Genomic DNA, 13,969 nt, shown 5'->3' with positions numbered 1-13,969 from the left:
AGTGCCGGTGCTAGTCGTGATTTCTCTGCACGGACGTCTCATGCGCAGTCGCCTTTTCAACTTTTTATCTTGTCTGCTTCTTTCCGCCACTGCCGTTCAATCCGCCCAGGCGGTGGACCTCACCACTCAACGCCAGTATTACGATCAAGCCAAACGTGCCTTGGCCAAGGGCGACAGCGGCCCCTATATGCAATACAGCCAGGCCCTGGCCGATTACCCGCTCACGCCCTACCTGGCCTACGACGAACTGACCGCGCGCCTGAAAACCGCAAGTAACGAGGAAATCGAACAATTCCTCGCCAAACACGGCGACTTGCCCCAGGCCAACTGGATGAAACTGCGTTGGCTGCGCTGGCTGGCCGAACGCGGCGATTGGCAAACTTTTGAAAAGTACTACGACACCAAGCTCAATTTCGTCGAGCTGGATTGCCTGCATGGCCAGTACCAGCTCAGCCACAATCTCAAGGCTGAAGGCTACAAGACCGCCGAAAAATTGTGGATGACCGGCAAATCCCAGCCCGCCGCGTGTGACGCCACGTTTGGCCAGTGGGCCGCTGCCGGCCAGCTCACCGAGCAGAAGATCTGGGAGCGCACCAAGCTCGCCGCCGAAGCGCGTAACTACGCGCTGGCCAATAGCCTGGTGAAAACCCTACCCACCCTCGGCGCCCAAGGCCGCTTGATGGTGGATGTGGCGCAAAAGCCCGACATGCTCAGCGACCCGTCACGCTTCCAGCCGGCCACCGAGGCCATGTCTGACGCCGTGGGCCTGGGCCTGCGTCGCCTGGCGCGGCAGGATCCGGACAAAGCCATGTCGCTGCTCGACGGTTACGCCAGCAGCATGCACTTCTCCCGTGACGAAAAAGTCTCGATTGCCCGCGAGATCGGCTTGACCCTGGCCAAGCGCTTCGACCCGCGCGCACTGGAGGTCATGACCAAGTACGACCCCGAGTTACGCGACAATACGGTTTCCGAGTGGCGTCTGCGCCTGCTGTTGCGCCTAGCGCGCTGGGAAGACGCCTACCAGTTGACCCGCAAACTCCCACAAGACCTGGCCACCACCAACCGTTGGCGCTACTGGCAGGCACGCAGCCTGGAGCTGGCCGAGCCGAAAAACCCGCAGGCTTTGGTGCTATACAAAAACGTGGCCAAGGAGCGGGACTTCTACGGTTTCCTCGCTGCTGACCGCTCCAAAGCCCCTTACCAGTTGAACAACAAGCCGCTGGTGATGAGCCAGGCGCTGGTCAACAAGGTGCGCAATACCCCTGGGGTGCGGCGTGCCCTGGAATTCTACGCCCGTGGCCAGATCGTCGACGGTCGCCGCGAGTGGTACCACGTCAGCCGTCATTTCAACCGTGACGAGATGGTCGCCCAGGCCAAACTGGCCTACGACATGAAGTGGTACTTTCCGGCCATCCGCACCATCAGCCAGGCGCAGTACTGGGACGACCTGGACATCCGCTTCCCGATGGCCCACCGCGACACCCTGGTGCGCGAAGCCAAGGTACGTGGCCTGCACTCCAGCTGGATCTTTGCCATCACCCGTCAGGAAAGCGCGTTCATGGACGATGCCCGCTCCGGCGTCGGCGCCAGCGGCCTGATGCAACTGATGCCCGGCACCGCCAAGGAAACTGCACGCAAGTTCAGCATCCCCCTGGCCTCCCCGGCCCAGGTGCTGGACCCGGATAAAAACATCCAGCTCGGCGCTGCTTACCTGAGCCAGGTTCACAGCCAGTTCAACGGCAACCGCGTGCTCGCCTCCGCTGCCTACAACGCCGGCCCCGGCCGCGTGCGCCAATGGCTGCGCGGCGCAGACCACCTGAGTTTCGACGTGTGGGTGGAAAGCATCCCCTTCGACGAAACCCGCCAGTATGTGCAGAACGTGCTGTCTTATTCGGTGATCTACGGGCAGAAGCTCAACTCACCGCAGCCGTTGGTGGATTGGCATGAGCGGTACTTCGACGACCAATAAGGCTCTGAACCTGCTTCTAATGTGGGAGGGGGCTTGCCCCCGATTGCAGGCTGTCAGTCACACGTCTATTGCTGATCCGCCGCTATCGGGGGCAAGCCCCCTCCCACAGGTTCCGCACTGAACTGCAACGCCGCCAACCGCGCATACAGCGGATTGCTCGCAATCAACTGCTGATGCGTGCCCACCGCCACCAGCTTGCCCTGGTCCATCACCGCAATGCGGTCGGCATTCTTCACCGTGGCCAAACGGTGGGCGATCACCAGCGTGGTGCGCCCCTGCATCAGCTGCGGCAGCGCTTGCTGGATAAGGTGTTCACTCTGGGCGTCGAGGGCGCTGGTGGCTTCGTCCAGCAGCAGGATCGGCGCGTCGACCAGCAAGGCGCGAGCGATGGCCAGGCGTTGGCGCTGGCCGCCGGAGAGGCCCTGGCCACTTTCGCCGAGGTGGGTTTGGTAGCCGTCGGGCATTTGCAGGATGAAGTCGTGGGCGTGGGCAATACGCGCGGCGGCTTCCACCTGGGCGGTGGTGGCGGACGGGTTGCCGTAGCGGATGTTGTCCTCGACGCTGCCGAAGAACAACGCCGGGCTCTGGGACACCAGGGCGAAATGGCGCCGCAGGTCCAGGGGGTCTAGCTCGGTCAGCGGCTGGCCTTCGAGCAGGATTCGGCCTTGCTGGGGGTCGTAGAAGCGCAGCAGCAGATCGAAAATCGTCGACTTGCCCGCACCGGACGGCCCTACCAAGGCCAGGGTTTCGCCCGGGTTGATGGTCAGGTTCAAGCCGTCGATGGCATAGCTGTCCGGTCGCGAAGGATAGGAAAAGCGTAGGTCCTGCAGTTCCATGCGGCCACTGACCCGATCCGGCAAACGTACGCCGCCAGTGGCCGGCGCCTGGATCTCGTTGCCTGACTGCAACAGCTCACCGATACGCTCGGCTGCACCAAAGGCACGCTGCAACTCGCCAAGCACTTCGCTCAGGGTGCCGACGGCGCTGCCGACAATCAGGCTGTAGAACACGAACGCCGCCAGCTCACCGCCGGAAATGCGCCCGCTGATCACGTCCATGCCGCCCACCCAAAGCATCACGCCTACCGCACCGAGCACCAGCATGATCACCAGGGTGATCAGCCAGGAGCGCTGCAAGATGCGTTTACGTGCCGTGACAAAGGCGTCCTCGACGGTGACGGCAAAGCGTTGTTCGTCCTGAACCTGATGGTTATAGGCCTGCACGGTCTTAATCTGGCCCAAGGTCTCGGCGACATAGCTGCCAACGTCCGCGATACGGTCCTGGCTCAAACGCGACAGGCTGCGCACCCTGCGCCCGAAGATCAGAATCGGCGCTAGCACCAGCGGCAACGCCACCACTACGATGCTGGTGAGCTTGGGGTTAGTGATAAACAGCAATACGATGCCGCCGATCACCATCAGGGCGTTGCGCAGAAACAGCGACAGCGATGAGCCGATCACCGATTGCAGCAAGGTGGTGTCGGTGGTCAGCCGCGACTGGATTTCGGAGCTGCGGTTGTTCTCGTAGAAGCCTGGGTGCAGGTAGATCAGGTGGTTGAACACTTGCCGGCGAATATCGGCCACCACCCGCTCGCCAATCCACGACACCAGGTAAAACCGCGTGAAGGTGCCCACGGCTAGGCCGAGCACCAGCAGCATGAACAGGCCGATGGACTGGTTGAGCAAGTGCGGCGACTGAGTCATGAAGCCCTGGTCCACCAGCAGGCGTATGCCCTGCCCCATGGACAAGGTGATGCCAGCGGTGACGATCAGCGCCAGCAGTGCGCCAAGCGCCTGCCAACGGTAGGGCGCAATAAAGCGGCTGGCCAGGCGAATCGCACGGCGTTGACGGATGGAGAACATGGAAGGCATCACCCAATGAGGAGTCTGTACCTCAACATTGGGGGAACTTGCGCAAATAACAATGAGTCAGGTTAATTATGCCCGCCGATGCAGGCCGCTAGAGGCTATCGGTCTAAGCCTGATCTGGAAATATGTACCGGTTTCTGGTGGACTGGGTGTTCAAACCGATGAGCGTGTAAGGAGTTGTAACAGCGCGTTCATGCGGGGGAATTAAAGTAGGTACACAACCTGATGAGGAGACAGGCCATGACCTTGCAAAATAGCAGCGACGCCAAGATTGAAGTGATCCGCCAGCCGCAGCAGCTGCCTTGCTCGTACATCGATGCCAAGGGCCGGGAAGTGCAGATTACCGAAGAAATGATCCAGCAAGCCTGCAGCGAGCTGGAACAGCGACTGGTCAAGCCTGCCCAGCAAGGCTGAAGCGCCCACGCTCTTTCAAACCCGGCCCAGGTGGCCGGGTTTTTTATGCCCCCTGTAGGAGCGAGCTTGCTCGCGAAAAACCTGAGGGCGCCGCGTTAAATCAGAAACGCTGCGTTATCGTTGACGTTTTTCGCGAGCAAGCTCGCTCCTACAGTTATAGGTGTTCGGCGCCCAGAGCAGCCACGATCTGCGACAGCACCGCCGACTCCCCCATGATGCGCACCTTCAAGCCATCGATCTCGCGACGTTCCGGGTAATGCTTGCGCAGCAGGTCAAAGGCCTGGCGCTGCTCCTGCACGGTACCTACCAGGCTGCGGCGGAAATCCGCATCGTCACGGCGTGGGTCGTACACACTGCGGCACAAGGTCGCCAGCGCCCAGGCCGGGTCAGTCGTAGCGTTAAGGTGCATCTCGGCCAGCCAGGGGGCCGGCAGCAAATCACTCAGCTGGATACTCGGCTCCTGGCCCAGGTGCGCACACAGCGCCTGGTAAATCTGCGCGGTGCCGCGCTGTTTGCCATCGAGGCTGTAGCCGGCGATATGGGGCGTGGCCAGCACGCACAGGTCTGCCAGCTCGACATCCACCTCGGGCTCGCCTTCCCACACGTCCAGCACCGCTTGCAGGTCTTCGCGCGCCAGCAACACCTCGCGCAGCGCGGCGTTATCCACCACCGCACCCCGGCTGGCGTTGATCAGCCAGGTGCCCGGCTTGAGCTGTGCCAGGCGCTGGCGATCAAACAGGTGCCAGGTCGAACCGTTGCCGGACTTGATCAGCGGCGTATGCAAGCTGATCACGTCACATTGCTCGATGACCTGCTGCAGACTGACGTAATCACCGTCTTCGGTAATCTGGCGCGGCGGATCGCACACCAACACATTCCAGCCCAGGCCCTTGAGCACCTTGACCAAGCGCCCGCCGACTTCGCCGGCACCGACGATGCCATAGGTACGCTGCTTGAGGTCAGCGCCTTCGATTTCAGCCAGGGTCTGCAAGCTGCCAAGCACGTAGTCCACCACCCCACGCGCATTGCAGCCGGGCGCGCTGGACCACTGGATACCCGCTTGCTTGAAGTAGTCGAGGTCCAGGTGGTCGGTGCCGATGGTGCAGGTGCCAACAAAGCGCACGTTACTGCCCTCAAGCAGGGCACGGTTGACGTTGGTCACCGAGCGCACCAGTAGCACGTCGGCCTGCCCGACCGTAGCGCGGTCGATGGAACGGCCAGGCACGCGGCGAATCTCGCCAAACCCTTCGAAGAATGCATCGAGCAGCGGGATATTTTCGTCGGCAACAATCAGCATGGCAGGCTCCTTTGGCGGATTGGCAGTGTACAGAAGATCCTGTGTAGGAGCTGGCTTGCCTGCGATTGCATCGACCCGGTTTGCCTGATGTACCGAGGTGCCTGCATCGCAGGCAAGCCAGCTCCCACAGGGTTCAGCGCTGGCCGGGGCGCATTGCTTACAAATCCCTAACACAGGTTTTTTCCTGACCGCTGCGTCAACGCGTAGAATCCGCCGTCCTTGCGACTGCCTTTTTTATTGGACACCTGTACGTGAACACTGCCACCGCTACCCTCTCCCGCCCCGCCCGCATCAGCCGGGAAGTGCGCGGCCTGCTGACGCTGGCCTTGCCGATCATGATTGGCCAACTGGCAACCACCGCAATGAGCTTCGTCGATGCGGTTATGGCCGGGCGCGTGAGCCCGCAGGACCTGGCGGCGGTGGGCCTGGGTAATTCGATCTGGATCCCGGTGTACCTGTTGATGACCGGTACTCTGCTGGCCACCACGCCGAAAGTCGCCCAGCGCTACGGTGCGGGCCAGTTCAGCGAGATCGGGCCCTTGGTGCGTCAGTCATTGTGGCTGGCCGTCGTGGTTGGCATCGCAGGGGCGCTGTTGTTGCTATGCGCCGAGCCGATCCTGCATGCGATGAAGGTCGAACCCGACTTGATCGAGCCGTCCATGGGCTACCTGCATGGCATCGCCGCCGGTATGCCGGCGGTGGCGTTGTACTACGTGTTTCGCTGTTTCAGTGACGGCCTGGGCCGCACACGGCCGAGCATGGTCATGGGCTTGTGCGGGTTGGCGCTGAATATTCCGCTGAACTACATCTTCATCTACGGCCACCTGGGCGTACCGGCCATGGGCGGCGTGGGTTGTGGCTGGGCTACCGCGATTGCAATGTGGGTGATGATGATCGGCCTGGCCATCTGGACGCGCTGGGGCGCGGCCTATCAAAGCAGCGAATTGTTCAAGCGCTTCGACTGGCCGCAGTGGGCGGTGATCAAGCGCGTGTTGGGCATTGGCCTGCCGATAGGCGTGGCGATCTTTGCCGAATCGAGTATTTTTGCGGTGATCGCCTTGTTGATCGGCAGCCTGGGCGCCACGGTGGTCTCCGGCCACCAGATCGCGCTGAACGTCAGCTCCCTGGTGTTCATGATCCCTTACTCCCTGAGCATGGCCGTCACCGTGCGCGTCGGCCAGGCGCTGGGGCGCGGCGAACCTCGGGAAGCACGCTTCGCCGCCGGCGTCGGCATGGGCACCGCACTGGCGTATGCCTGCTTTTCCTGCAGCTTGATGCTGTTGTTTCGCGAGCAGATTGCAGCGATCTATACGCCCGACCCGGTGGTGATCCACCTGGCGTCGATGCTGATCGTGTTCTCGGCGCTGTTCCAGTTCTCTGACTCGATCCAGGTCACCGCCGCCGGCGCATTGCGCGGCTACCAGGACACCCGGGTGACCATGGTGCTGACCTTGTTCGCCTATTGGGGCGTGGGCCTGCCGGTGGGTTACGCCCTGGGCCTGACCAACTGGCTCGGCGAACCCAGCGGCCCGAGCGGTTTATGGCAAGGCCTGATCGTGGGCTTGAGCTGTGCGGCGGGGATGTTGGTGGTGCGCCTGGCGCGCAGTGCACGCCGACGCATTCGGGCCGAAAAGGCGCAGGCTTAATCGGCTTTCTTGCGGATCCAGTACAGGTAGGTGCCAGCATCTTCCTGCTGATCCACCAGTTCATGGTCGAGAAACACGCAGAACTTGGGGATATCGCGACGGGTCGACGGGTCGGTCGCGATCACCTTGAGCAGGCCGCCCGCCGGCAGGTCGCGGATGTGCTGGTGCAGCATCATCACGGGTTCCGGGCAGTTGAGGCCGGTGGCGTCGAGGGTGCCATCAACCGGCTGTTCAAGACTCATACTTCACTCCTAAAACTGGCACCGCTCAACAATGTGGGAGCGGGCTTGCCCGCGATGACGGGGGCACATTCAACATAAATTTCGACTGTTATACCGCTTTCGCAGGCAAGCCAGTTCCCACATTTAATATCAGCGGCCTTTGGATTTCTTTACGTCTACCAGGCGGCGCAGGTGACAGGTCACTTCTTCGCGATCATGGTAGAGCTGCTTGCAGCCGATCTCCACACGAATGCCACGCGCCTTGAAGCCCTCTTCGATGCGCTCCAGCAAACGCTTCACTTCGGCGTAACGCTGTTTCATCGGCAACTTCAGGTTCACCACCGCCTCGCGGCAATGCCCTTCGCCAATCCACGTTTCCAAGAGTGCCGCGTTGCGAGCGGGCTTCTCAACGATGTCGCAGACCATCCAGTCTACCGGCTGCTTGGGCACGAAGGTGAAGCCGTCGGCCATCAGATGCTGCACCAGGCCGGTGTCCATCAGGCTTTCGGCCATGGGGCCGTTGTCGATGGCAGTCACCAGCATGCCACGGTTGACCAGTTGCCAGGTCCAGCCGCCCGGTGCGGCGCCGAGGTCGACGCCGGTCATGTCGCCGTGCAGGCGCTCGTCCCACTGGTCACGGGGGATAAAGTGGTGCCAGGCTTCCTCCAGCTTCAGGGTCGAACGGCTGGGCGCGTCACGCGGGAACTTGAGGCGCGGGATGCCCATGGGCCACATCGCCGAGTTATTCGACTCGGCCAGGCCCATGAACACTTCACGGCCACTCTTGAAGGTCAGCAGCAGGCGAGGCTTGCTCGGGTCGTCCACCAGCTTGCCGGCGTTAAGCAGAGCTTTGCGCAGGTGCACTTCGAACTTCTTGCAGAAGTTTGAGAGTTCCTTGCCGTCGTTGGTGTCGACCATCTCCAGCCACAGGCTGCCGCACACGGGGAATTCGCGCAGGTGGGCGAGGATCACGCTGATACGGTCGGTTTCCGGCAGGTCGATAAACACCCCGCGCGCCCACTGCCGGGGGAAGATCAGCTCGGCGAAGCGTTGGCCGTGCATCAGGCGCTGGGCGCCGTCTTCTTCGGTGCAGACAAATTCGGCGCAGGCGCTGCCGGTCTTGGCCTTGGCGTAGCCGGACACGTTCAGGCGCGCGGCGTGCTCCGCGATCTCGGAACAGACTTCGCCTTCAAAACCCGGGCGGCAGTGCATAAAAAGGGTGTTCATTGAATCTCCTGGTGAATCAACTGGCCTTGCGCTATCGCAATACCTGTCATGAAAACGCGCGCATGATAGCCGAGTTCGGAACCTTGGACTCAGCGATAGAGTCCAGTTATTAGCCTGCTAATGAAAACAGCGCTAACGTGATAGCTCTGTTCGTCCCGTCAGGTCCGTAGCCGTGCGGACCATAAGGAGTCATGTAATGTCATCCCTTGATAGCCTGAGAACCCTTAAGACACTGCAAATAGACAGTAAAACCTACCACTACTTCAGCCTGCCCGAAGCCGCCAAGAGCCTGGGTGACCTGGACAAGCTGCCGATGTCCCTCAAGGTGCTGCTGGAAAACCTGCTGCGCTGGGAAGACGCCAAGACCGTCACCGGCACCGACCTCAAGGCCATCGCCGCCTGGCTCAAAGAGCGCCAGTCTGACCGCGAGATCCAGTACCGCCCCGCTCGCGTGCTGATGCAGGACTTTACCGGGGTACCCGCGGTGGTCGACCTGGCCGCCATGCGCGCCGCCGTGGCCAAGGCCGGGGGCGACCCGCAGCGCATCAACCCGCTGTCACCGGTGGACCTGGTGATTGACCACTCGGTGATGGTCGACAAGTTCGGCAGCACCAGCGCCTTTGAGCAGAACGTTGACATCGAAATGCAGCGCAACGGCGAACGCTACGCCTTCCTGCGCTGGGGCCAGAGCGCCTTTGACAACTTCAGCGTCGTGCCACCTGGCACCGGTATCTGCCACCAGGTCAACCTCGAATACCTGGGCCGCACCGTATGGACCAAAGAAGAAGACGGCCGCACCTACGCCTTCCCCGACACCCTGGTAGGCACCGACTCCCACACCACCATGATCAACGGCCTCGGCGTACTCGGCTGGGGCGTGGGCGGCATCGAAGCCGAGGCGGCGATGCTCGGCCAGCCGGTGTCGATGCTGATCCCGGAAGTGATCGGCTTCAAGCTCACCGGCAAGCTCAAGGAAGGCATCACCGCCACCGACCTGGTGCTCACCGTTACACAAATGCTGCGCAAGAAAGGCGTGGTGGGCAAGTTCGTCGAGTTCTACGGCGACGGGCTGGCCGATTTGCCCCTGGCCGACCGCGCGACCATCGCCAACATGGCACCGGAATATGGTGCGACCTGTGGCTTTTTCCCGGTGGATGAGGTGACCCTGGACTACCTGCGCCTGTCCGGCCGCCCGGCTGAGACGGTCAAGCTGGTGGAAGCCTATACCAAGGCCCAGGGCCTGTGGCGCAACGCAGGCCAGGAGCCGGTCTTCACCGACACCCTGGCCCTGGACATGGGCACTGTCGAGGCCAGCCTCGCCGGGCCTAAACGCCCCCAGGACCGCGTCGCCCTGCCGAATGTAGGCCAAGCGTTCAGTGATTTTCTCGACCTGCAATTTAAGCCCACCAGCAAAGAAGAAGGCCGCCTCGAAAGCGAGGGCGGAGGCGGCGTTGCCGTGGGCAATGCCGATCTGGTCGGCGAGGCGGATTATGAATACGAAGGCAACACCTATCGCCTGAAAAACGGCGCGGTGGTGATCGCCGCGATTACCTCCTGCACCAACACCTCCAACCCCAGCGTGATGATGGCGGCCGGGCTGGTGGCGAAAAAAGCCGTGGAAAAAGGCCTGACCCGCAAGCCCTGGGTGAAAAGCTCCCTGGCGCCAGGCTCCAAAGTGGTCACCGACTACTACAAGGCTGCGGGCCTCACCCAGTACCTGGACAAGCTTGGCTTCGACCTGGTGGGCTACGGCTGCACCACCTGTATCGGCAACTCCGGGCCCCTGCCCGAGCCGATCGAAAAAGCCATTCAGAAGGCCGACCTCACCGTGGCCTCGGTGCTGTCCGGCAACCGTAACTTCGAAGGCCGTGTGCACCCACTGGTGAAAACCAATTGGCTGGCCTCGCCGCCCCTGGTCGTCGCCTACGCGTTGGCCGGCACCGTGCGCATCGACATCAGCAGCGAACCGCTGGGCAATGACCAGCAGGGTAATCCGGTGTACCTCAAGGACATCTGGCCCAGCAGCCAGGAAATCGCCGAAGCGGTGGCCCAAGTCAGCACCAGCATGTTCCACAAGGAATATGCCGAAGTGTTTGCCGGCGACGAACAGTGGCAAGCCATTGAAGTGCCGCAGGCAGCCACCTACGTGTGGCAGCAGGATTCCACCTACATCCAGCACCCGCCGTTCTTCGACGACATAGCCGGCCCGCTGCCGGTGATCGAGGACGTCAAGGGCGCCAACGTGCTGGCCCTGCTGGGCGATTCGGTAACCACCGATCACATCTCCCCAGCCGGCAATATCAAGGCCGACAGCCCGGCCGGGCGCTACCTGCGCGAACAGGGCGTGGAGCCGCGTGACTTCAACTCCTACGGCTCACGCCGGGGCAACCATGAAGTGATGATGCGCGGCACCTTCGCCAATATCCGTATCCGCAATGAAATGCTCGGCGGCGAAGAAGGCGGTAACACGCTGTATATCCCCACGGGCGAGAAAATGGCGATCTACGATGCCGCCATGAAGTACCAGGCCTCGGGCACACCGCTGGTGGTGATCGCCGGCCAGGAATACGGTACCGGCTCCAGCCGCGATTGGGCGGCCAAGGGCACTAACCTGCTAGGGGTCAAGGCGGTGATCGCCGAGAGTTTCGAGCGTATCCACCGCTCCAACCTGGTAGGCATGGGCGTGTTGCCGTTGCAGTTCAAGCTGGATCAGAACCGCAAGACACTCAAGCTCACCGGCAAGGAGAAGATCGATATCCTCGGACTGACCGACGCCGAGATCGAGCCGCGGATGAACCTGACGTTGGTGATCACGCGGGAGGATGGCAGCAGCGAGAAGGTTGAGGTGCTGTGCCGGATTGATACCTTGAATGAAGTGGAGTATTTCAAGGCGGGCGGGATTCTGCACTACGTGCTGCGCCAGTTGATCGCCTCTTAAGAGCAACGCAGATCAAAGGTGGGAGCTGGCTTGCCTGCGAAAGCGGTGGGTCAGCCAACCTTTTTATAGCTGATACTCCGCCATCGCAGGCAAGCCAGCTCCCACAGTTTTGATCACATTCCAGGCATGAAAAAGGCGCTGTATCTTTCGATACAGCGCCTTTTTATGGTGTGCGGTTTAGCCGAACAGCCACTTCCAGAGCAGTACCAGCACCACCACCGCCAGCACCGGCCGCGCAATGCGGTAGGCCTTGGGATGCTTGCGCTTCCACTGTTTGACCTGGCCACTGAACTTGTCGCTGAAGGTCTTGCTCCAGGCGTACGCCTGGTTGATGCCGCCCACGCGCTCGTCATCGAGGTTCTGCGGCGCGGTTGCGCGGCCCAGTTGCTTGCTGACCCAGCGGTTGATGCGGGTCATCACGCGGTTGCTCAATGGCCGCTCAATGTCGCAGAACAGGATCACACGGGTCTGTTCGGTTTCGTTTTTCACCCAGTGCACGTAGGTTTCATCGAACATCACGTCTTCACCGTCGCGCCAGGCGTAGACCTGGCCGTCGACGAAGATACGGCAGTCGTCGGAGTTCGGCGTGGACAGCCCCAGGTGATAACGCAGGGAACCGGCAAACGGGTCGCGGTGCGGGTTGAGGTGACTGCCGCCCGGCAACAGCGCAAACATCGCGCCCTTGACGTTAGGGATGCTGCTCACCAACGCCACGGTCTTGGGGCACAGCGCCTCGGCCGAAGGCAGCGGTTTGTCGTACCACTTGAGGTAGAAACGCTTCCAGCCCTTCTTGAAGAACGAACCGAAGCCGGCGTCGTTGTTCTTTTCGGCGGCGCGGATGTAGCCCTCGTCGAACAGGTGCATGGCCTCTTCGCGGATCACTTCCCAGTTGTCCTTGAGCACATCCAGTTCCGGGAACTTGCTGCGGTCCAGGTAGGGCTTGGACGGCACCGCGGAAAACAGGTACATCAGGGCGTTATACGGGGCGAACAGCGCCGAATGGTTGACGAACTGACGCAACATCGGCAAACGGGCCTTGCCACGCAGGTGCACATACAGCGTGCTGCCGATGAACAGCAGCAACACCGACAGTTTGGCGGCCAAAGAAAAGGTCATGCAGCAACTCCTGGAAATAAGCGCCTGGCCAGCAAATTTCCGTCAATGGGAAACCAGACGTAACAGCCGGCCATGATAAACACTTGAGCCATTATGCAGAAGGCCCAGGAAACCAGACTGACCTGTATCAACACTTGTAGGAGCGAGCTTGCTCGCGAAGAACGTCAACGATAACGAGGGCTTACTGACACAACGTGGCGCTCTCAGGTTTTTCGCGAGCAAGCTCGCTCCTACAATATTCAGGCCTGGTTTTCCTGCTCGGTAAACAAATCGCTGAACAACATGCTCGACAGGTAGCGCTCACCGGAGTCCGGCAAGATCACCACGATAGTCTTGCCCTGCATTTCCGGCTTCTCGGCCAGGCGCACGGCCACCGCCATGGCGGCGCCACAGGAGATCCCGCACAGAATGCCCTCTTCCAGCATCAAGCGCCGGGCCATGGCCTTGGACTCCTCGTCGGTCGCCAGCTCCACGCGGTCGACCATCGACAGGTCGAGGTTTTTCGGCACAAAACCGGCGCCGATCCCCTGGATCTTGTGCGGGCTGGGCTTGATCTCTTCACCCGCCAAAGCCTGGGTGATCACCGGCGAAACCATGGGTTCCACAGCCACCGACAGGATCGGCTTGCCCGCCGTGTTCTTGATATAGCGCGATACCCCGGTGATGGTGCCGCCGGTTCCCACGCCCGCCACCAGCACGTCCACGGCGCCATCGGTGTCGTTCCAGATTTCCGGGCCGGTGGTTTTCTCGTGGATCGCAGGGTTTGCCGGGTTATCGAACTGGGCCGGCATAAAGTAGGTGGCCGGGTCGCTGGCGACGATCTCGGCGGCCTTATCGATGGCGCCCTTCATGCCCTTGGCCGGCTCGGTCAGCACCAGTTCGGCGCCCAGAGCCTTGAGCACTTTACGGCGTTCAAGGCTCATGGACGACGGCATGGTCAGCAGCAACTTGTAGCCACGGGCAGCGGCGACAAATGCCAGGCCGATACCGGTGTTGCCCGAAGTCGGCTCGACTATGGTCATGCCCGGCTTGAGTTTGCCGCTGCTTTCCGCATCCCAGACCATGCTGGCGCCAATGCGGCACTTCACCGAATAGCCGGGGTTACGCCCTTCGATCTTGGCCAGGATCGTCACGCCCCGCGGTGCGATGCGGTTGATCTGAACCAGAGGCGTGTTGCCGATGGAGTGCGCGTTGTCTGCGAAGATGCGGCTCATGGCGATTCCTGTTGTCGAGACTTTGGAAGGCCCCAAGGGTATGCCTCGTGCTCCCAAGC

General features: G+C 61.6%; 10 protein-coding genes and 1 pseudogene. 5 read left to right on the top strand and 6 right to left on the bottom strand.

Features of this window, described 5'->3' with window-relative positions; translation table 11 throughout:
• The first annotated feature begins 40 nt into the window (after positions 1-40).
• Entirely contained in the window at positions 41-1,969 is a 1,929-nt protein-coding gene (locus tag BT199_RS09885; RefSeq protein ID WP_014717506.1) for a transglycosylase SLT domain-containing protein, read from the top strand.
• A 65-nt stretch (positions 1,970-2,034) separates the two neighbouring features.
• Here the strand turns inward: BT199_RS09885 and BT199_RS09880 are convergent, their stop codons facing one another.
• The gene (locus tag BT199_RS09880; protein ID WP_175556205.1) at positions 2,035-3,840 is read right to left on the bottom strand and encodes an ABC transporter ATP-binding protein/permease; all 1,806 of its coding nucleotides are present in this window, start codon (positions 3,838-3,840) and stop codon (positions 2,035-2,037) included.
• A 237-nt stretch (positions 3,841-4,077) separates the two neighbouring features.
• Here BT199_RS09880 and BT199_RS27235 point away from each other — a divergent pair, with 237 nt between their 5' ends.
• Positions 4,078-4,251 (top strand): PA1571 family protein, encoded by a 174-nt coding sequence (locus BT199_RS27235; protein WP_014717504.1) that lies wholly within the window; start codon positions 4,078-4,080, stop codon positions 4,249-4,251.
• 154 nt (positions 4,252-4,405) lie between these two features.
• On the opposite strand, the gene pdxB is transcribed toward BT199_RS27235, so the two are convergent.
• Positions 4,406-5,548: a 4-phosphoerythronate dehydrogenase PdxB gene (gene pdxB, locus BT199_RS09875; RefSeq protein WP_072434376.1), complete on the bottom strand. Its 1,143-nt coding sequence runs from the start codon at positions 5,546-5,548 to the stop codon at positions 4,406-4,408.
• 251 nt (positions 5,549-5,799) lie between these two features.
• Here pdxB and BT199_RS09870 point away from each other — a divergent pair, with 251 nt between their 5' ends.
• Complete coding sequence (locus tag BT199_RS09870; protein WP_014717502.1) at positions 5,800-7,194, top strand: MATE family efflux transporter; 1,395 nt, start codon at positions 5,800-5,802, stop codon at positions 7,192-7,194.
• On the opposite strand, the gene tusA is transcribed toward BT199_RS09870, so the two are convergent.
• Together tusA and rlmM are read right to left on the bottom strand one after the other, a co-directional pair.
• Entirely contained in the window at positions 7,191-7,436 is a 246-nt protein-coding gene (gene tusA, locus BT199_RS09865; protein ID WP_020302891.1) for a sulfurtransferase TusA, read from the bottom strand. The two genes, BT199_RS09870 and tusA, sit on opposite strands and share 4 nt — an antisense overlap.
• A gap of 129 nt (positions 7,437-7,565) precedes the next feature.
• On the bottom strand, positions 7,566-8,642 hold the full coding sequence (gene rlmM, locus BT199_RS09860; RefSeq protein ID WP_014717500.1) for a 23S rRNA (cytidine(2498)-2'-O)-methyltransferase RlmM: 1,077 nt from the start codon (positions 8,640-8,642) through the stop codon (positions 7,566-7,568).
• A gap of 196 nt (positions 8,643-8,838) precedes the next feature.
• On the opposite strand from rlmM, the gene acnA reads away from it, so the two are divergent.
• Complete coding sequence (acnA, locus tag BT199_RS09855) at positions 8,839-11,580, top strand: aconitate hydratase AcnA (protein ID WP_032903155.1); 2,742 nt, start codon at positions 8,839-8,841, stop codon at positions 11,578-11,580.
• Positions 11,581-11,757: 177 nt separating this feature from the next.
• Here the strand turns inward: acnA and BT199_RS09850 are convergent, their stop codons facing one another.
• A complete protein-coding gene (locus BT199_RS09850; RefSeq protein ID WP_005786126.1) occupies positions 11,758-12,696 on the bottom strand; it encodes an aspartyl/asparaginyl beta-hydroxylase domain-containing protein in 939 nt (312 codons plus the stop codon).
• 148 nt (positions 12,697-12,844) lie between these two features.
• Between BT199_RS09850 and BT199_RS27425 the strand changes: the two are divergent.
• A pseudogene (locus tag BT199_RS27425) lies at positions 12,845-12,937 on the top strand (outer membrane lipoprotein carrier protein LolA); the annotation flags it as partial.
• Here BT199_RS27425 and cysK read toward each other — a convergent pair.
• Positions 12,936-13,910: a cysteine synthase A gene (gene cysK / locus BT199_RS09845; protein WP_014717498.1), complete on the bottom strand. Its 975-nt coding sequence runs from the start codon at positions 13,908-13,910 to the stop codon at positions 12,936-12,938. The pseudogene BT199_RS27425 and the gene cysK sit on opposite strands and share 2 nt — an antisense overlap.
• Positions 13,911-13,969 lie beyond the last annotated feature (59 nt).

The sequence above is a fragment of the Pseudomonas sp. NFR02 genome (assembly GCF_900119375.1).
Taxonomy (GTDB): domain Bacteria; phylum Pseudomonadota; class Gammaproteobacteria; order Pseudomonadales; family Pseudomonadaceae; genus Aquipseudomonas; species Aquipseudomonas paracarnis.
This window is presented reverse-complemented; position numbering and strand designations above follow the sequence as displayed.